Source organism: Vicinamibacterales bacterium, from assembly GCA_036496585.1.
Lineage (GTDB): Bacteria > Acidobacteriota > Vicinamibacteria > Vicinamibacterales > 2-12-FULL-66-21 > JAICSD01.
In genome coordinates, this window is sequence record DASXLB010000037.1 from 1 (window position 1) to 17,751 (window position 17,751).

The following is a 17,751-nucleotide window of genomic DNA, read 5'->3' on the forward strand; positions in this document are numbered from 1 at the left end:
ACTTGTAGGCCTCTTTCACGAAGCAGCCGCCGAGGATGCTGCGCTTCGGATCCGGGATGAGCAGCTCCGGATGCGTGACCTTGTCGACGCCGAGGCCGCCGCACGTGCGGCAGGCGCTCTCGGGATTGTTGAAGACGAAGAACTCCGGTCCGATGTCGCCGTAGACGAGATGGTGCGTGGCACTGCTGAGGCCCTTGTAGAAACGCTCGGCCTCCGCCTTGCCGGCGCCTTTGCCGACGTGCACCTGCAGGAGGCCGTCGCCGACCAGCAGCGTCGCCGCGATGCCCGCCTTGATCGCCTTCTCGTGGCGGCGCGAGACGACGAAGCGATCGACGACGGCGTCCATCTGGTGGACGTCGGCGGCGTCGAGATCGATCTCTTCGGAAATGTCGAGCGGCTTCCCGTCGACGACGAGCGTGCGGCAGCCCTTCTTGCGGACCTCGGTGAACACGAACTCGAGATCCTCGCCGTAGACCTCGAACACCGGCGCGCGCAGCTCGATCTCGGCTCCTTCGGGCAGCGCGAGAATCGCTTCGAGGATCTGGGTCGACGACCGGCCTGGCACGGGCTCGTCGCTCCGCGGGCAGTGCGGCTCGCCGACCGTGGCGAAGAGCAGGTTGAGATAGCTGCCGACGTCGGTCATCGTCCCGACTGTCGAGCGCGGGTTGCTGGAGATCGTCTTCTGCTCGATCGAGATCACCGGCGAGAGTCCGAAGATGAAATCGACGTCGGGCTTGGAGACCTGCGACACGAAGCGCTTCGCATAGCTCGACAACGATTCGAGATAGCGGCGCTGTCCCTCGGCGTAGATCGTGTCGAAGGCCAGGCTCGACTTGCCCGAGCCCGAGAGCCCGGTGACGACCACCATGCGGTCGCGCGGAATCTCGACCGAGACGTTGCGCAGGTTGTGGACGCGCGCGCCCTGGACGGCGATGGAAGTACGGGGAGAGCTCCGCTCCGCGCGCTTGCTCGTGGCGTTCTTTCGCTTCGTCATGGGTCAGTCGTCATCGCGGCCGTCGTCATCAGGCGGCCGGTGCGGCTCCGACATGAAGAACGCCAGCTCCTGCAGCGACACGTGGCTGCGCTTGGTCAGCAGCACGGGGGTGGACGCCTTGTCAATCAGTCCGGCGTCGGCCAGATACTCGCAGGCGGTCGTGATCCCCTCGATCCCGTAGGTCTTCTTGAAATGATCCTCGATGTCGCGGCTGGAGCGGACGTCGCCGTGCTGGCGCAGGTAATCGAGCACCGGGGCGAACACCGCCTCGGCGCGCTCGCTGACGTACGCCTCCGCCGTCACCAGCGCCTTCTCTACGGTGGCGCGATCCGTTCCCTGGCGGAGCAGATCCCGGTAGATCGCCTGCATCAGCGGCGGATTCAGCGTCTCCGCCTGCGGGATCACCTCGCGGTCGGGCAGCAGGCCGGCCGCGATCACCTCCATGCGCGCCACCGCGTTGGCCGCCGCGAGGATCCAGTAGGCGGTGTAGGCGATGTCGCCGCGGGTCAGCAGCCACTTGCGCGCTTTGTAGAGCGCAGGCAGCGCGCCGGTCGCGACCCGGAGGAGCAGAATCGCGGTGTCGCGCCGGCCGCGCGCCGCGAGCCGGCCGAACAGCGTCTCGATCGTCGGATCAGTCGTGTAGAGCAGCCGCCCTTTCGCCAGGAAGGAGTGGATGAACGACCCGTGCAGCGAGCCTTCGACCGCCTGCCGGAAATCGGCGCGCGGCATCAACACCGCGTGGACGTTGACGCCGTCGGCATAGAGCGGAATCTCGGCGGCGGTGATCTTGCGATCGTCGATCGTCACCAACACGAGATCGATGTCCGAGCGGGCCCACACCGTGTCGTGCGCGAGACTGCCGCAGAGGATCACGGCGAGAATCGACGTGTCGTGCCGCGTCTGGGAAACGAGCCGGTCGAGCGCCGCCGCGAACGCCTGGGGAACCGAGGGCTCGGCCATTCCGGCTACTTCTCGAGCTCGTTCCAGATCTCGCGCGAGATCGAGGCGATGAGCGATCCGCTCACCTTTTGATCTTCGATCCCGCGCACCAGCACGACCAGCACGTATGGGCGCGGCCCGTAGACGATCGCCGCGTCATGATGAATTTTCGTGATGTTGCCGGTCTTGTGGGCGACCACGGTCCCCTCGGGCAGGCCGGCGGGGATGGCGTCGCGAAACTTCTGACGCTTCAGGATCGCCACCATCTCGGCGTCGGCGCGCGGGTTGACCGCCTCGCCGTGCCCGAGCCTGGTCAACAGCGACTGCAGCGCTCGGGCAGTCGTCTCGTTGTTCATCCCCTTGTCGAACGCCTTCTGATCTTCGACGCCGCGCAGTACCACCATGCCGTCGGCGCCAAGCCGGTGCACGGTCTGCCGGACGTTCTCGGCGCCGACGCGCTCGATCAGCAGATTCGCCGCGAAATTGGAGCTGACCGTGATCATCGCCTCGCACAGCTCGCGCAGCGACATGGTCCGGCCAATCTGCCGATAGACGTCGGCGTCGGAGTCATCGCCGACGCTGAGCTGGTAGACGCTGCCGTCGACGATGCTGTGGAACTCGTTCCTGATCGGAAGCTGGTCGTCGAGCGTCAGCATTCCGGCGTCGGCCTGCCGGAACAGCTCGATCATGATCGGTACTTTCATCGTGCTGGCGGCGTGGAATGGCTTGTCGGGATCGATCAGGAGCTCACGCGTGCCGTCGAGCGTCCGCATCGCCACCGCGACCTCGGCGCCGCTGGCGGCGATGCGCTGTCGGACGCGCGCGTCGAGATCGCCGGCAGGGGCCTGGAGACGAAGCAGCGCGACGGCGACCACCAGCCACGACATACGGTCTAAAGGTATCCTACACAGGGTGTTGCCATGCGGAGAGGCGGGCGAGCGAAGCGCCGTGAAGCGAGCCGGGACGCGAGCCAGCGCCGCGAGCGGCGGCGCACAGGAGTCCGGGGGGCGACGCCTCTTGGATGAGGGATGCGCGGCCGCGATCTGACTGGCGTGAGCGTGATCGTGGCCGGCGCCGGTCTGGCGGGCCTTTCGGCCGCGCGCGCGCTCGAGACGCGCGGCGCGGCGGTGACGGTGATTGAGGCGCGCGGCCGTGTCGGTGGGCGCGTGTGGACGCTCCGCGACAGCTTCGCCGGCCGGCAGCATGCCGAAGGCGGAGCGGACCTGATCGAGGGGGATCAGGAGCATGTGCTGGCGCTGGCCAAGGCACTCGGGCTGCAGCCGGCTCGAATCCTCCGCGGCGGCTTCGGGTTCTACGGCCCGGACGCGCGCGGCGCGCGGCGGGTCTCCGGCGGACCGTCCGCCATGGCGCGGATCGGGACGCATCTCGGCCGGCTGCTGCGTGACTTCACGCTGTCGGAGAGGCGCTGGGACAGTCCGGTCGCGGCGGCGATCGGACGCCGCTCGGTGAAGCAGTGGCTCGATGAGATCGGCGCGCCCGCGAGCCTGAAGGCAGGCGTGCGCGGCCTGCGCGGCTTCTTCCTCGCTGAGCCCGAGGATCTGTCGATGCTGCCGCTCGTCGAGCAATTCGCCGAGTCGGGGCCGCCAGGTCAGTCAATGATCTTCCGGATCGCCGGCGGCAACGACCGTCTGGCGACCGGCATCGTCCGGCGGCTGCGCGGCGCCGTGCTCCTCAACAGCATCGTCCGCCGCATCGCGCAGCACCAGGACCGCGTGACGGCGACGATCGAGTCGCTCGGCAAGCCCCAGACCGAGATCACCGCCGACTATCTGGTGTGCGCGGTCCCGGCGTCGACGGCGCGGGCGATCGTCTTCGAGCCGTCGCTGCCAGAGCCGCAGCAGGATGCGATTCTGCATCTGCGGTATGGGTGCGCGACGCGTCTGCTCCTGCAGTTCGACCGAAGATTCTGGCGGCGCCGAGGCCGGCCGAACGCTTTCGGAACCGATCTCGAGACGGGCGCCGTGTGGGACGGCAACGAGCAACAGAGGGGGCCGCGCGGCATCCTCAGCTTTCTGGCGGGCGGCGGCGCCTCGCGGGCGCTGCAGGACATCCTGCACAGCGAAGGGGAGCGCGGCGTCATCCAGCGGCTTGGCTGGCTCGGCCGCCCGTCACGCCTGCTGGCGTCGCAGACGGTCGCGTGGGATCACGATCCGTGGGCGCACGGCGGCTACGCGTACTTCGATCCGCAGTTCAATCCGTTGTGGCGCGCGTGGCTCGCGCGCGCCACCGGCCGACTCGTGTTCGCCGGCGAGCACACCAGCATCAAGTACCAGGGTTACATGAACGGCGCGATCGAGACAGGCCTGCGCGCAGCAGCGGAGATAGCCGCGCTCCACGATTGAATCTCTGATTCGGATCCGCGCGGCGTCAGGCGCCTGTCGTATCCCCCACGATGTCGACCAGCGCATCCCACGTCTCGGGATCCTGCGACACCAGCGTGGAGAAATAGAGCATCACGTCTTCGGGCCGAAACTTCGTGGTGAGTTCCTTCGCGGCGGTCCTGACCTTCGCGGCGTCCGGCTTCGCGGGGTTGTCGTCGTTGATCAGGCCGTTCTCGTGCGCGATGCCGAGCAGGTCGAGGAAGGCGCCCATCATCGGACGCTGGCGCTCGAGATGGTAATTGACGAGGGCGCGTGCTGCGATCGCGTCCGACAGGTTGGGCAGGGTCGCCAGGTATTTGGCGCGCCGCTCGGGCGGCAGGCCGAGCACGCTCTTCGCCCGGAACTTCATGTGCGTGGCGATGGCGGCGACGGCTTCGAGCTGCTGGTCGGCTGATTGCTCGTCGTTCCAGAAGAGATCCGCCGCGTCGGTACGATTCTCGATCGGCATCCGTCGCCACAGGCGCGACGGACGGAAGCTCGCCAGGTCCCGGTCCATGCGCTTCATTCTAGCGTGATTGCGCCGGCGGCCGTCGGATCCGGCGTCCAGGGCAATCGCCGCCGTCACGCTAGAATGAGCCGCTTGCCGGATCGTCTGTTCACGCCGCGTTTCTTCGTGATGTGCGGCTTCTCGTTCACGGTGTTCCTCTCGGCATTCCAGCTCCTCCCGACCGCCCCGTTTCACATCCTGGCGCTTGGCGGCGGCACCGCGGCGGCCGGTCTCTTCCTCGGGTTCCTCACCTACGCGTCGGCGTTGTCGGCGCCGCTGACCGGATCGCTGGCCGATCGCGCGGGACCGCGGCGGATGTTGATCGTCGCCAGCGCCGCGATCACCGCGTTCTCGATCGCCTACGCCTGGATTCCGAGCTATCAGCTGCTGCTCGCACTAGTGCTCGTGCACGGCGTGTTCTGGTCGGGGCTGCTCACCGGATCGGCGGCCTACATGACCAACATGCTGCCGGAGAGCCGCCGCGCCGAGGGCATCGGCTACTGGGGTCTCTCGACGATCGCGGCGATCGCCGTGGCGCCGTCGATCGGCTTCTGGGTCTTTCATTTCGGGTGGCGCGCCCTCTGTCTCGAGGCGGCGGCGCTCAACGTGGCGATGGGCGTCATCGCCTGGAAGCTGCCCCCCGAGTTCACGATCCACGCCGAGCCCCATCCTCACCACCGGCGCCGGCTGATCGAGTGGCGCGTGCTGATTCTGTCGGTGACGCTGTTTCTCTACACCTTTGGCTACGGCGGCATCACCAGTTTCACCGCGCTCTACGCCGACGCGAATCACGTCGCGCCAAAGGGGATCTATCTCACCGCGCTGGCCGTCGTGATTCTCTTGACCCGTCCGATGTCTGGGCGGCTGGGCGACAGGTTCGGCTACCGCCGCGTGTTCCTGCCATGCTTATTGCTGATTGGCGCCGGGCTGTCGCTCCTGGTGATGGGCGGGACGCGGGGCTGGCTGCTGGCGAGCGCGATTGTTTTTGGCGCCGGCTTCGGTACCGCCTACCCCGCCTTCGTCGGCTACGCCCTGCGCAACGTTCCGGCGGTGCGCCGCGGCGCCGCGTTCGGCTCGATCCTCGCCTGCTTCGACATCGGCATCGGCACCGGTTCGACGAGCATGGGGTGGATCATCGAACACCACGGCTTCTCGCGCGCGTTCGGCACCGCGGCGCTGCTCTCGGCGCTCGCCGTGCCCTACTTTTTGCTGGCCGATTCGTTACTGCGACGCCAAGACACGAAGCAAACAGGAGCGCCAAAGAATCTCGTTCCTTCGTGACGCCTCCTTCGTCCCTTAAAACCCAATGCGCATACCGACGTCGATCTTCCGTGCGGGCCCGGCGGACGTCGGCTGCAGGAAGAACGGCGAGGTCATCACGCCCGAATAGCCGGTCAGGTTCGCGCGATTGAGCAGATTCGCGGCCGAGATGTACAGCTCGAAGCGCACGTGCTTGTCGTCGGCTCCCCCGCCGGCGAGACCGCCGAGCAGGTCGCCGGCGCTGCCGCCGCCGCCGGCTTGACGGACCACGACGACCTGCTGCCCGCCGCCTGCCGCCTGCGTGCGGCTGCCGAAGCCGAATGCGTAGGTCAGCCGTCCCGCCACGTCCCATGCGCCGGCCGTCGTCGCCGTGTTGCGGCCGATTCCTGCCGGTCGATCGGTGAACGCCGTATCGCCGTTGTCGTCGCGGCCGCTGGTGATCGTGTAGGGCAGTCCCGATCGCGCCAGCGTTGACAGACCGAGCCGGAGATGGGCGGTCAGGTTCGTGCTGAGCGCGGCGCTCGCCGTGTGACGCGGCACGCCGGTGGCTCGAGCCCACTCGGCCGCCAGATCGTAGTTGTCGGCCGGCAGCGAGAACGGCCCATCGGCGTCATTGCGCTGATCAGTCCACGCGTAGTTGGCGAAGAGGAACAGCCGCCGCGCCGGCAGGTTCCAGTTGAGTCCGACGTTGACGGCATCCGCCTCGAGCTTCCCGGTCGACTCGACCTCCGTCACGGTGCCGAGCGACGGATCCGGCCTGATCCCGTCGAGGGGAGCGTTGACGTTGCGGCCCCGGAAGCGATCGCGGGCACGGCGATGGCTGTAGCTGGCGTTGACGTTCAGCGCCGATGTCAGCTGCTGCGTCACGGCGAGCAGCCCGACCGTCTGCGCGGGCATCACCAGGCCGCTCGCCAGTCCATATCGGCTGGACGGCAGCACCTGCTGCTCGGCGCCACCCCCCAACGGATCCGGATACCCCGGATTGACGATGACGAGATCCTGCTGGTGGACGCCGTCGACGCGCAGCGTCTGCTCGTAGGTGTCGGCGTCGAGCCAGTCGTAGAAGACGCCGCCGCCGGCCCGTACGGTCGTCCGGCCGCTCTTGAACGGCGACCAGGTGGCGCCGCCGCGCGGACCGAGATTCAGGCGATCGCCGAGGTGGGTCTGCAGTTCCTGGCGCAGGCCGGCGCTGAGGGTCAGGTTCTTGCGGGCCCGCCAGTCGTCCTGCGCGTAGAGTCCCGCCTGCCACATCGAGTAGACCACCAGCGGATCGCCGAATCGCCGCGTGTAGTTCGACGGCTGGCCGGCGTCATAGTCGGCGAGGCTGCTGAACGTGAAGGTGCCGATGTAGCCAGAGCGGGCGTTGCTGGTGTAGGACCCGCCGTTGACGAGCGCGCCGAGGCGAATCGCGTGTGCCTTGCGCGCGTAGTCGATGTCGCTCGCGAGTTCGACCTCCGTGCTCCTGCGGCCGCCGTCCTGCTGCGCGCCGCCGGCCGTGAAGGCGTCGAGCACCTGCACGGTCGGCGCTTGAACGGCTGGAATCGCGTTACCCGTCGCGCGGCGGACCTGGGCGCGCGTGGTTGCGAACCAGTACTTCGAGATCGGTCCGTTCTCGGAGACTCGCAGCATGCTCTCCGAGTCGGTGCGCGTATAGGCGCGCTCCTTCAAGTCGTAGCCGCCGACGCCGAGGTTCTCCTGCGTCCCGTCCGTGTGCTGGAACGAGCCGCGCAGCGAGTGGGACGGGCTGAGCGCGTGATCGATTCGGAGACTGGCGTTGGCGCGCGACGAAGGGCGCCGCACCGAGGAGGTCAGCGTGTCGTCGCCGGGAACGGCCGCGAAGACGTTGGCCGCGTCGAAAGCCGAGGCGCCGCCGCCCGCGAACGAGAACGACGTCCGCCCCTTCAACAGGGTGCCGCTCAGGTTGGCGTTGTACTGCTGGCTCTGCTCGGGCGTTTTTTGCGGTTGAAACGCGTTGCGCGCGTTCAAGGCATCGTCGCGGAACGTCATGTCGAGGCCGCCGCGCAGCGGTCCGAGTCCTGGCTGAGTGACGATATCGATGAACGTGTGGCCGGCGCTGTGATTCTCGGCCGCGAACATCGCCTGCGAGAAGCGGATCGAGCGAATCTGTGACTTCGGCGGCAGCTTGCCGCCGCGGAATCCGTCGACGCGGAGCAGCGCGCCTGGTCCGGCCATCTGCTTCAGCGCCGTCTCCATCTCGTCGGGATCGTCTGGCAGCGCGTCGATCTGCGCTTTCGACAACACGTTACTGAAGCGGTCGCTGCGCGGGTCGGACGCGGCTGTGGCGGCGTCGCGGCCGACCGAGACAGTCTGCGCGATCTTCTCGATCGCCAGCACCGCCTCGCGGCGGTTGTCGCCGGCGCGGACTCGCACGTCGGCCAGGGTTCGCGCTTCGAATCCGGGGAACTCGACGACGACGGTGCAGCGTCCGGAGGGGACCGTCAGCGTCGCCACTCCCTGGGCGTCCGACGTGGCGGCGATCGCCATGCCGTCGGCGGCGACGGCTCGCACCGCGGCGTTCGGGATGACGGCGCCGCTCGGATCCTTGACGACAATGTGGAGCGTCCCGGTCACCTGAGCGGTGGCCGCGGCGGGCCAGAGCGCGACGCCGGCAAGCACGGCGAGGAGGAGGCGCACGCGCTCCTCCTAGCTGCCGCTGTCGACGGCGAACGTCTTCGCGTCGATCTTCGGGTTGAACTTGATCTTGGAGACCGTCCATTCCTCGATCGTGGTGCCGCCCATCGCGCGGCGCATCCTGAACGGGAACCGCACGCCGTCGGCGTCCCGCCACTCTTCGAAGTAGAGCGTATAGTCCGCCATCACCGGCTCCTCGCGCTGCGCGTCCAGCGGCTGTCTGCCGGCATCGCCGCTCGCGACCATCGCGTGGCCGCCGGCCGGCGCCATCGCGTTCGAGGTCACGACGCGGGGCTGCGGCGCCTTATAGCTGATCATCAGCGGCAGGTTCGTCTCCTCGTCCACGAAGAGCCGCGCCGCCAGTCCGTCGCCGTTGTGCACTTCGACGACCCAGGCCTTGCCCTCGACCGATTCCGCTTCGCCGAGATAGCCGTAGTCGGCGTGTGCCGCGGGGTGCGCCATCGCAAACCAGCCGAGCATCAACCGCGACGCCTCGAGGCGTGCGCTACGGAGCGCCACCTGGGTCATCTGCTGCCGCTGCTCCGGCGTCGGTTTCTCGGTCGGGCCGCCCGGCATCGGTCCGCCGCCGCCCATGCGGATGACCAGGCCGCCGGCCGCGCCGCCGGCGGCGACGTTCTGCAGCGGGCGATCGCCGTTGAATCCGGTGGCGCCGCCGCCCGATAGCAGGACCGCGCCGCCGCGCGTGCTTTCGACGCGCGCGTACTTGTCCGGAAGCTCGAGGTAGATCTCGACGTCGGAATCGAGCTGGATGCTGCCGACGTTGCGCTGCACGGAAGATTGCAGCGCGAACGTCTTCAGCGCGTCGATGCGGCCGCCGCCGATCGCCTTGCGCGTACGGGTGAGAACCTCGGCGGCCTTGCTGGCCTCCTGTGCGAGATAGACGACGGGCTGCGCGAAGGCAATGGCCGCGGCGCAGCCGACACTGGCGAGAACGCGATACTGCATGTGTGTGACCTCTCGTGACGAGACGAGTCATCATCGCGGTCCTGCCGGCGCAGGTGGTTAAGGTGACGCTAAGAGATTGTTAAGGACGTAAAACCTTGCGGCGACGGGATTTCGTCGAATGGGTGTTCCGTCAACAACACAGATGCGTAACGATCGGCGCGCTGGATTCAAGCGAGGGAAATCGTCCGCCGATTCCGCATGTACAGGTATTCGCTGAACCTGAGCGGAAGGCCGCGCCGGCAGGAGCACACCCATGACGACACTCGCCAAAGTCCGATGCTTCGTAGTGGACCGCACAAAGGGCACACCGGTCCCGGGCATCGCGGTCGGGCTTGGCACGATGACCGACGCCGGCGACCTCGTCCTGCTCAGCATCCTGTCTTCGGACCGCGTGGGATACCTGTCCTTCGACGTGACCCGTTTTGCCGCGCTGCTGGCTGACAGCCGGCTCTGGCTCTGGCCGCTCCTCGATACCGCCAATCGTCTGTCGGCCTCACCCCGCGCCGGCGGGGTGTCGCCCGGCAGTGTTCCGCCGCGAGACAACGACAACGTCCCTCCGGGGTTGTCCGATGGCGGAGATTCTCCGTGCGTCCCCGTGGTGCTGAGCGTGGATGGACGGACGGGCGCCGACGCCTGTGACGTCGCCACCTGGCCGTCGATCCAGAATCCAGATTCGTGTGACTACCAGCAGTCGCCGGGATCGTTCGTCACCAGACCGCGGAAGATGCTGGGGGACGACTGCTGCGAGACGCTCCTGCCGAGCACGCTCCCCAGCCAGAGCCTCACATTCCGTCGCGTGATCACTCGGGGGATCGATGTCTCGACCCTCTCGACAGGTACCGCACCGGCCGGCAGCGGTCACACCACCACGGTGGCGCCTCCGCCCCCGCACATCTCACCGATAGACGTGACGGCCCTGCCGATCGCTCCTCCGGTATCTGGCTTCGCGTACGGCGAAATCCTGGACTATCGACAGGAGTGGTACTCGCTGGGTCACTCCCTGGGAGACATCCGCTACAGCCTGGCACTCGCGCCGGGCGAGGCGGTGGAGATCGCCGTTGTCGATTGGTCGCGGCAGGACCAGGTCTCGCGCACCGACGACATCACCTCCCGCGAATACCTCGCCAATCAGCTGGTGCGGGACCGATCGATCGGCGAAACCGTCGATTCCATGCTCAACGAGAGCCAGGATGGATGGTCGCTGATGGGGGGCACCGCTGGTGCGGCCAGCTACAGCTACGGCACGTTCTCCATCGCGGCCGACCACTCCGTCGGCGGATCCATCGCGCACACGTCGGGCACGCGCAACATCGAAGCCGACTCCCTGCAATCGCTCCACGACCAGACCGGTCAGGCCACGGCCGTCGTTCGCACGCTGAACTCCACCGTGGTGATGCAGTCGACGCAAGCCGAGCAGAACGTCGTGCAGACGCGTCGGGTGGCGAATCACAATCATTGCCATGCGCTGACGATCGAGTACTACGAAGTCTTGAAGCACTTCCGCCTTCGCACGACCTTCACGGGCCGCCGCGCGGCGATCCTGCTCCCGTTCGTGCCGTTTCAGTTCGACTGGAGCCTCGCACTGAGGTTCCAGTCCGCCCTCGTGCCAGCCCTGCTCGACGCGTCGCTGGCGAGCGCCTTCGATGCCATCTCGCGCTATCACCTTGGGAGCGCGTTGTATGCCGCCGCCACCGCCAGCACTGTCCACGCCGCGACGCCGGGGTCGACCGCGACCACGCAGTACTTCACGGGACAGAAGAGCGTGGCCGTGGCGGCTGCGAGTGCCAACGATCCGAGTCTGTACCTGCAGAAAGGCTCGCGCGTGCGGATGACCGCCAGCGGCAAGGTGGGCATCGGGGAACTGGTCGACACCAGCGGCGGCTACGATGCCGACGGCAACGGCCAGTCCGCCGACAACGGCTGGTATGCGCCAGGGAAGTTCGAGTACTCGCTCATCTGTCGCGTGGGAAGCACGTGGTACCAGGGTGGCACGTCTACAGAGTTCGTCGCGTCGGACGATGGCTATCTGACGCTACAGGCCAACGACCACGTCGGGAACTTGAGCGACAACAGCGGCAGCTGGGCGGTCGACGTGAATGTCATCGCACCGCAATCCTCACCCGGCGACTCGGTGCCCGCCGTGCCGGACCCGACGGCTCCTCCCGCGGCCTTTACCAAGGACGGAGACGCCTACGCCGAGAGCCTCTTGCTTCGGCACCTGAACGGCAATCGCGGGTACTACAACCGGGTGGTGTGGCTGGCGCTGGATGATTCTGATCGCCGCCTCTATCTTGACGCGGCCCTCGCCGGCGTGCCGGGAATGTCGGCCCAGGTCGACTCGTATCCCCTCGCGGTGTCGGGCAACAGCGTGGCCTTTGGCTTTGACGGACAGACGCCGTTGTGGTCTGACACGCGCCCCACGGATCCGACGGCGCCCATCGAGACCATCGTCACGCTCCCCACCCGCGGCGTGTTCGCGGAGGCCATGCTGGGACACTGCAACGCCTGCGAGCCGCGCGACATCACTCGCATGTGGGACTGGTCGATCATGACCACCGAGGAACCGCCCGCCATCAGTGATGTGACACCGGGCCCGCGCGGTACGCCGGACACCGTCGCTCCAGGTTCGTTGCCCCAGAACGTCGTCCAGATTTCGCAGCCGCCGGCGGCTCCTGACCCGACCGGTCTGGCGGCCGCGCTTCGCGTGCTCGGCACGCCGAACGTCTTCCGTGACATGTCAGGTCTGAGCGAGGTCAGCAGTCTGCTGGGCACGCTGGCAAACGGGGCGGTCACCTCGCTCTCGGGCGCCCAGAAGATCGCGCAGCAGGCGCAGCAGAAGGTGCAGGCTATCCAATCTGGGTCAGCCGGCGGCGCCGGCACATCGACCGGCACCCGACCGACGGCCGCTCAAACGTACGACAACCTCACGGCGGCCAAGGAAATCGCCAAGAATGCCGGAACCCTGGGTTGGGATCCGCAAACGACCGCCGAGGTGACGAAGGCGGTTGTCATGGGCGATGGGAACCCCGACATCGTCCAGACCGGCGGCGCCGGAGCCAGTGTTGGCGTTGCGGCAGCCCTCGACCTGACAATCAAGACCGGCGAGGCCGTTGGCAAGCTCCTGGTGCCGTCTGGCGCCATCACGGTCAGCGGCTTCGAGAGCGGACAGTCGCTGCTGGCCGGCGCCTCGGATCCCGGGATGTACGTAGACGACGACACCTCCACCATCGAGTTCACCTTCATCGATCTGGGCGCGTCACGGTGGAGTCTGGGAAACACTCCGCCGGGCGGACTCAATGGAACCGTCAGGGTCAGTTGGGTGAACTGCGTCCCCAACATTCAAAAACTGCCCTCGACTATGGTCCCCACAAGTCGGGACGACTACATGTCCTTCGTGAGGATTGTTGGCAACATGGAATTCAAGCGGCAGATCGGGACCTTGGAATACTCCGGCTTCGTGCTGTCACCGACAGACGCGCTCGACAGCGCCGCGGTCACGTTCGAACTGATGTCTGAAGCGTGGCCGATTGGCAGCGAGGTTCCGACGCCAAAGGAGTCCCATGCGACGGTCCGACTGACGATTCAGTACGCGCGCAAGACTCTCCTTGGCGGCGAGATCGTCGGTCCGACCGCCAAGACGTTCCCGCTCATCTCGCCAAAGAACGGCGGGCCGTCGCGGTACTACATTTCCAATCAGTCGGGCACCAGCGACGTGACGAGCATCGTGGTGACGCCGATGGACCCGGGCGGCACGGTTACGACTCTGTAGCAGGCCCACGACGTGAACCCGCACATTTGACCTGCCACGACTTCACGGGCTCTCCCCGGACCGCAAGACCGCAGGGAGAGAGTTTGTTAAGGACGTAAAACCTTGCGTCCGAGGCCGAACCGGCGAAATCCGCATGCTACGATTTCGCGCATGCCTCGACGCCGGTGGCTGCCGATGTTCGCGCTGGCTGTCGGTCTGTTCGGACTGATCGTCCTGCTGGCGACGCTGCAGTATCGATGGCTCGGACAGATCAGCGCGGCCGAGCGCACCCGCGTGAGCGCGATGCTGCGCGACAGCGCGTCGGCGTTCGCCGCCGACTTCGATCGCGAGCTCAATCGCGCCTACCTGCTGTTCCAGATCGTGCCCGCCGCGGCCGGCGACAACCTGGCCACGCAGGTCGGCTCGCGCTACGACCGCTGGATGGCGACCTCGCTGTATCCGCGGGTGGTGCGTGACGTCTATCTCTACGTGCCGTCTTCTTCGGGCGGCACGCTGCAGCGGTTCAATCCGGCGACGCGCTTTCTCGAGCCCGCCGAGTGGCCGGCGTCGCTTGCGCCCGTGCATGCGCGCCTCGGCGCGGCCGCGCCGCACCCGGCCGGCGGCCCGCCCGCGATCGTTCGCGCGGCGCCGGCGCTCTGGCCCGACATTCCGGCGCTGGTCGTCACGGCACCGATGGTCCTGGTCGACCGGCGCACGCCAGGCGGCAACGACCTCGCGATCCCGATGCAGCCCGCGTATTGCCTGCTGCTGCTCGACAGCGGCTACATCCGCGGCGAGATGCTGCCGGCGCTGGCCCGGCAGCACTTCCGGGGTCCGAGCGGCGGCTTCGACTACGAGCTTGCGGTCGTGCCGGCCACCGGCCGCGGCGTCGTCTACCATTCCGTCGACACGTTCAATCCCGAGCCGGCCGCCAGAGCGGATGCGTCGGCGGACCTGTTCCATCTACGCGTGCAGGATTTCGAGCCGCTGGTATCGGAGATCAGCCGGTTCGCGGTGTTCTCGACGCAGGCGGCGCCGGCGCTGCACGGCGATCTGACGGCGCGCACGGAGACGGTGTTCAGGCACACGGTCGGCCAGCCGCTCGATCCGCAGCGTGGCGGCGGCATGTCGATCGTCGTCCGGAAGAATGGCGGCGACGAGATGACCACCACCGTGACCGACGAGTCGGGGGAACCGAACGCGAGGTTCGCGATCTCGACGGCGGCGCATTGGCGGCTGCTGGTGCGGCATCCGTCGGGATCGCTCGAACTGGCGGTCGACCGCGCGCGGCGGCGCAACCTCCTGATCAGTACCGGCATCCTCGGCCTGCTGGCGGTGAGCGTGGGCTTCCTCGTCGTCTCGACGCGGCGTGCGCACGATCTCGCGAGGCAGCAGCTCGAGTTCGTCGCGACGGTGTCGCACGAGCTGCGCACGCCGCTGGCGGTGATTCGCTCCGCCGCAGACAACCTCGCTGACGGTGTGGTCGGCGACGAAGCGCGCGTCCGGCAGTACGGACAACTCGTGCGCCGGGAAGGCATACGGCTGACCACGCTCGTCGAGCAGATCCTGGAGTTCGCCGGCCTGCAGTCGGGCCAGCGCGCGATCACGCGCCAGCCGCTTGCCGTGGACGCGCTGCTGCAGCAGGCGATCGAGGAACTGAAGCCGGCCGCGTCCGCCGCGGTGACGCGGGTCGAGCTGTCGATCGCCGACGACCTGCCCGCCGTGTGTGGAGACGAGGCGGCGCTGCGGCGCGTCTTCGTGAATCTGATCAGCAATGCCATCAAGTACGGCGCGTCGGCGCGGTGGGTCGGCGTCCGAGCGCGGCCTACGGGTGACGGCGTCGAAGTCGCCGTGACCGACCGAGGCATCGGTATCGGGGCCGACGAGCAGGATCGGATCTTCGAGCCGTTCTATCGCGCGCCCGCAGTGGTCGCGGCGCAGGTGCAGGGAGCCGGCCTCGGGCTCAGCCTGGTGAAGCGAATCGTCGAGGCGCATGGCGGCGTCATTTCGGTGGAGAGCGCGCCCGGCCACGGCACCACCTTCACGGTGAAGCTGCCGGCTGACCGCGGTGACCTGTCGGCGAGCGAAACCAGTGTCGGCGCAGCCGCGCCACAACACTCGTGATGCTGCCTAGCAAGGCGTGCGCCGGCGCGAGGACCGCCGTAAATTGATGCAGCGAATTCTCCTGATCGAGGACGAAGCCGGCCTGGTCCTGACCCTGACCGATCGGCTGACCTGCGAGGGATACGCGGTCGAGAGCGCCACCGACGGCGAGCGCGGCCTCGAGCGTGCGATCCGCGAACCGTTCGATCTGCTGATCCTCGACGTCATGTTGCCTCGGATGGGCGGCTTCGACGTGTGCCGTGAGCTGCGGCGGCGCGGCATCGACACACCCGTCCTCATGCTCACCGCGCGCGGTCAGGTGGTCGACAAAGTGGTCGGGTTGAAGCTCGGCGCCGACGACTACATGACGAAACCGTTCGAGATGGCCGAGCTCCTCGCCCGTCTCGAAGCGCGCCTGCGGCGGGCGCCGGCGACGCTGCATCCGGTCGACGGCTACGCGTTCGGCGATCTGCGCGTCGACTTCCGCAAGGCGGAAGCGGAGCGCGACGGCGTGCAGCTCGATCTCTCGGCGCGTGAATTCCAGCTGCTGCGCTACTTCGTCGAGCATCGCGGCGCGACGTTGACGCGCGACGAGCTGCTGAACGAAGTATGGGGCTACAACGCCATGCCATCGACCCGCACCGTCGACGTGCACGTCGCCTGGCTCCGGCAGAAAATCGAACCGAATCCTCGCCACCCGCAGTTCATATTGACGGTGCACGGCATGGGCTACCGGTTCGCGGGGTAAGGCGCGCGCCGCGACGGGCGAGCCGCAATGAACCGCTACAGCCAGATCAGGCGGGCTTCGGCGCTCCCGTTGGTCAGGGTGAGTAACGCGACACTTGGCTTGAGGTCGAAGCGTCGGGGGCCGGCGGCGCCGGGGTTGACGACGAGCCGCGGTCCTGAGCGTTCGATCAGAGGACGATGAGTGTGGCCGTAGACGAGGACGTCGGCGGCGTACCGCGCGAGGAGCCGCTCGGACGTCGGCTGGCCGAGTTCATGGCCGTGGCTCACGTGGATGCTGAGTCCGTCGATCCGCAAGCCGATTTCCGCCGCCAGCCCTGGCTCATCGGGCGAATCGGTGTTGCCATACACGGCTCGCACCGGCGCGATGGCCGCCAGCTCGTCCAGTACGTTTTGCCCGCCAACGTCGCCGGCGTGGAGAATCAGCTGAACGCCCGCGAGAGCGCCGAAGACCTCCGGCCTCACCAGTCCGTGCGTGTCTGAGATCAACCCCACCACCACCCGCCTATAATCGCATCGGTTCTCGGCTACCGGCGATCGGCCGGCGGATCTCGACCCGATGCTCAACGACGCGCACTGCCATTTCTTTTCCTCGCGGTTCCTCGAGCTGCTCGCGCCCGGGGCCGGCGCCGCCGACGTTGTCGCGGCCCGCCTGCAGTGGGATCCGCCCGGGACGCCGACCGAGCTTGGCGACCGCTGGGTCTCCGAGCTGGATCGGCACGGGATCGGCCGCGCGGCGCTGATCGCCTCGGTGCCGGGAGACGCCGTATCGGTCGCCGAGGCGGTGGCCCACCATCCGCACCGCCTGGTCGGCTTCTTCATGCACCATCCGCTCGCGCCTGACGCCGACGCCACGATCGAGCACGCTTTCGCCGACCTGCACATGCGCGGCGTCTGTCTGTTTCCGGCGATGCACGGCTACCGGCCCGACGATGCCTGCGTTGAGGCGGTGTTCCGGGCGGCGGCGGCGCATCGCGCCGTGGTCTTCGTGCACTGTGGCGTCCTGACCGTCGGCGTGCGGCGGAAGCTTGGTCTCACGAGCCGATTCGACCTCCGGCTCGGCGATCCGCTCGCCGTGGCGCGCATGGCCCTCGACTTTCCGCACGTGCCGGTGATCATTCCGCACTTCGGCGCCGGCTACTTTCGTGAAGCGCTGATGGCGGCCGATCAGTGCGCCACGATCCATCTCGACACGTCGAGTTCGAACGGCTGGATCCGCTTTCACGACGACCTGACGCTCGAGCGTGTCTTCCGCACGGCGCTCGGCGTCGTCGGCGCCTCGCGCCTGCTGTTCGGGACCGATTCGTCGTTTTTTCCGCGCGGATGGCAGAAGGCGATTTACGACGAACAGCAGCAGATCGCCGCGGCGCTCGCGCTTGGCGAGGAGGAGCGCGCCGCCATCTTCGGCGGCACGTTCGATCGGCTTTTCCCTGTGTAGCCCGCGAGGCCGGCAGCA

The 17,751-nt window shown here is 67.7% G+C and carries 13 protein-coding genes; 6 read left to right on the forward strand and 7 right to left on the reverse strand.

Annotation, left to right across the window (positions count from 1 at the left end; translation table 11 throughout):
* From VGI12_11930 to VGI12_11940, 3 genes are all read right to left on the reverse strand, one after another.
* Positions 1-994: hypothetical protein (locus VGI12_11930; GenBank protein HEY2433373.1), on the reverse strand; the 994-nt coding region annotated here is incomplete at its 3' end.
* Positions 995-997: 3 nt separating this feature from the next.
* Positions 998-1,954: a hypothetical protein gene (locus VGI12_11935; GenBank protein ID HEY2433374.1), complete on the reverse strand. Its 957-nt coding sequence runs from the start codon at positions 1,952-1,954 to the stop codon at positions 998-1,000.
* 5 nt (positions 1,955-1,959) lie between these two features.
* Positions 1,960-2,820 (reverse strand): serine hydrolase, encoded by an 861-nt coding sequence (locus VGI12_11940; GenBank protein HEY2433375.1) that lies wholly within the window; start codon positions 2,818-2,820, stop codon positions 1,960-1,962.
* A 141-nt stretch (positions 2,821-2,961) separates the two neighbouring features.
* On the opposite strand from VGI12_11940, the gene VGI12_11945 reads away from it, so the two are divergent.
* A complete protein-coding gene (locus VGI12_11945) occupies positions 2,962-4,296 on the forward strand; it encodes an NAD(P)/FAD-dependent oxidoreductase (protein HEY2433376.1) in 1,335 nt (444 codons plus the stop codon).
* A 25-nt stretch (positions 4,297-4,321) separates the two neighbouring features.
* Here VGI12_11945 and VGI12_11950 read toward each other — a convergent pair whose 3' ends face one another.
* Positions 4,322-4,831 (reverse strand): hypothetical protein, encoded by a 510-nt coding sequence (locus tag VGI12_11950; GenBank protein ID HEY2433377.1) that lies wholly within the window; start codon positions 4,829-4,831, stop codon positions 4,322-4,324.
* Positions 4,832-4,915: 84 nt separating this feature from the next.
* On the opposite strand from VGI12_11950, the gene VGI12_11955 reads away from it, so the two are divergent.
* Positions 4,916-6,103, forward strand: coding sequence for an MFS transporter (locus VGI12_11955; protein ID HEY2433378.1), 1,188 nt, complete (start codon positions 4,916-4,918; stop codon positions 6,101-6,103).
* 15 nt (positions 6,104-6,118) lie between these two features.
* Here the strand turns inward: VGI12_11955 and VGI12_11960 are convergent, their stop codons facing one another.
* Positions 6,119-8,737 carry a carboxypeptidase regulatory-like domain-containing protein gene (locus VGI12_11960; protein HEY2433379.1) on the reverse strand — a complete coding sequence of 873 codons (2,619 nt, stop codon included), beginning with the start codon at positions 8,735-8,737 and terminating at the stop codon, positions 6,119-6,121.
* A 9-nt stretch (positions 8,738-8,746) separates the two neighbouring features.
* A complete protein-coding gene (locus tag VGI12_11965) occupies positions 8,747-9,700 on the reverse strand; it encodes a hypothetical protein (GenBank protein ID HEY2433380.1) in 954 nt (317 codons plus the stop codon).
* Positions 9,701-9,986: 286 nt separating this feature from the next.
* Between VGI12_11965 and VGI12_11970 the strand changes: the two genes are divergently transcribed.
* The 3 genes from VGI12_11970 (at position 9,987) to VGI12_11980 (ending at position 16,299) form a co-directional block, all read left to right on the forward strand.
* A complete protein-coding gene (locus tag VGI12_11970) occupies positions 9,987-13,469 on the forward strand; it encodes a hypothetical protein (GenBank protein HEY2433381.1) in 3,483 nt (1,160 codons plus the stop codon).
* Positions 13,470-13,619: 150 nt separating this feature from the next.
* The gene (locus tag VGI12_11975; protein HEY2433382.1) at positions 13,620-15,572 is read left to right on the forward strand and encodes a HAMP domain-containing sensor histidine kinase; all 1,953 of its coding nucleotides are present in this window, start codon (positions 13,620-13,622) and stop codon (positions 15,570-15,572) included.
* 46 nt (positions 15,573-15,618) lie between these two features.
* Complete coding sequence (locus VGI12_11980) at positions 15,619-16,299, forward strand: response regulator transcription factor (GenBank protein ID HEY2433383.1); 681 nt, start codon at positions 15,619-15,621, stop codon at positions 16,297-16,299.
* Between the two features lie 35 nt (positions 16,300-16,334).
* Here VGI12_11980 and VGI12_11985 read toward each other — a convergent pair whose 3' ends face one another.
* Entirely contained in the window at positions 16,335-16,790 is a 456-nt protein-coding gene (locus tag VGI12_11985; protein ID HEY2433384.1) for a metallophosphoesterase family protein, read from the reverse strand.
* Positions 16,791-16,854: 64 nt separating this feature from the next.
* On the opposite strand from VGI12_11985, the gene VGI12_11990 reads away from it, so the two are divergent.
* On the forward strand, positions 16,855-17,733 hold the full coding sequence (locus VGI12_11990; GenBank protein HEY2433385.1) for an amidohydrolase family protein: 879 nt from the start codon (positions 16,855-16,857) through the stop codon (positions 17,731-17,733).
* The last annotated feature ends 18 nt before the right edge of the window (positions 17,734-17,751 follow it).

What these genes read in the sequence shown, in the direction of transcription:
- VGI12_11935 (HEY2433374.1), bottom strand. Translation starts at nt 1,954, where the DNA reads ATGGCCGAGCCCTCGGTTCCCCAGGCGTTCGCGGCGGCGCTCGACCGG.
- VGI12_11940 (HEY2433375.1), bottom strand. Translation starts at nt 2,820, where the DNA reads ATGTCGTGGCTGGTGGTCGCCGTCGCGCTGCTTCGTCTCCAGGCCCCT.
- VGI12_11945 (HEY2433376.1), top strand. Translation starts at nt 2,962, where the DNA reads ATGCGCGGCCGCGATCTGACTGGCGTGAGCGTGATCGTGGCCGGCGCC.
- VGI12_11950 (HEY2433377.1), bottom strand. Translation starts at nt 4,831, where the DNA reads ATGGACCGGGACCTGGCGAGCTTCCGTCCGTCGCGCCTGTGGCGACGG.
- VGI12_11965 (HEY2433380.1), bottom strand. Translation starts at nt 9,700, where the DNA reads ATGCAGTATCGCGTTCTCGCCAGTGTCGGCTGCGCCGCGGCCATTGCC.
- VGI12_11975 (HEY2433382.1), top strand. Translation starts at nt 13,620, where the DNA reads ATGCCTCGACGCCGGTGGCTGCCGATGTTCGCGCTGGCTGTCGGTCTG.
- VGI12_11980 (HEY2433383.1), top strand. Translation starts at nt 15,619, where the DNA reads ATGCAGCGAATTCTCCTGATCGAGGACGAAGCCGGCCTGGTCCTGACC.
- VGI12_11990 (HEY2433385.1), top strand. Translation starts at nt 16,855, where the DNA reads ATGCTCAACGACGCGCACTGCCATTTCTTTTCCTCGCGGTTCCTCGAG.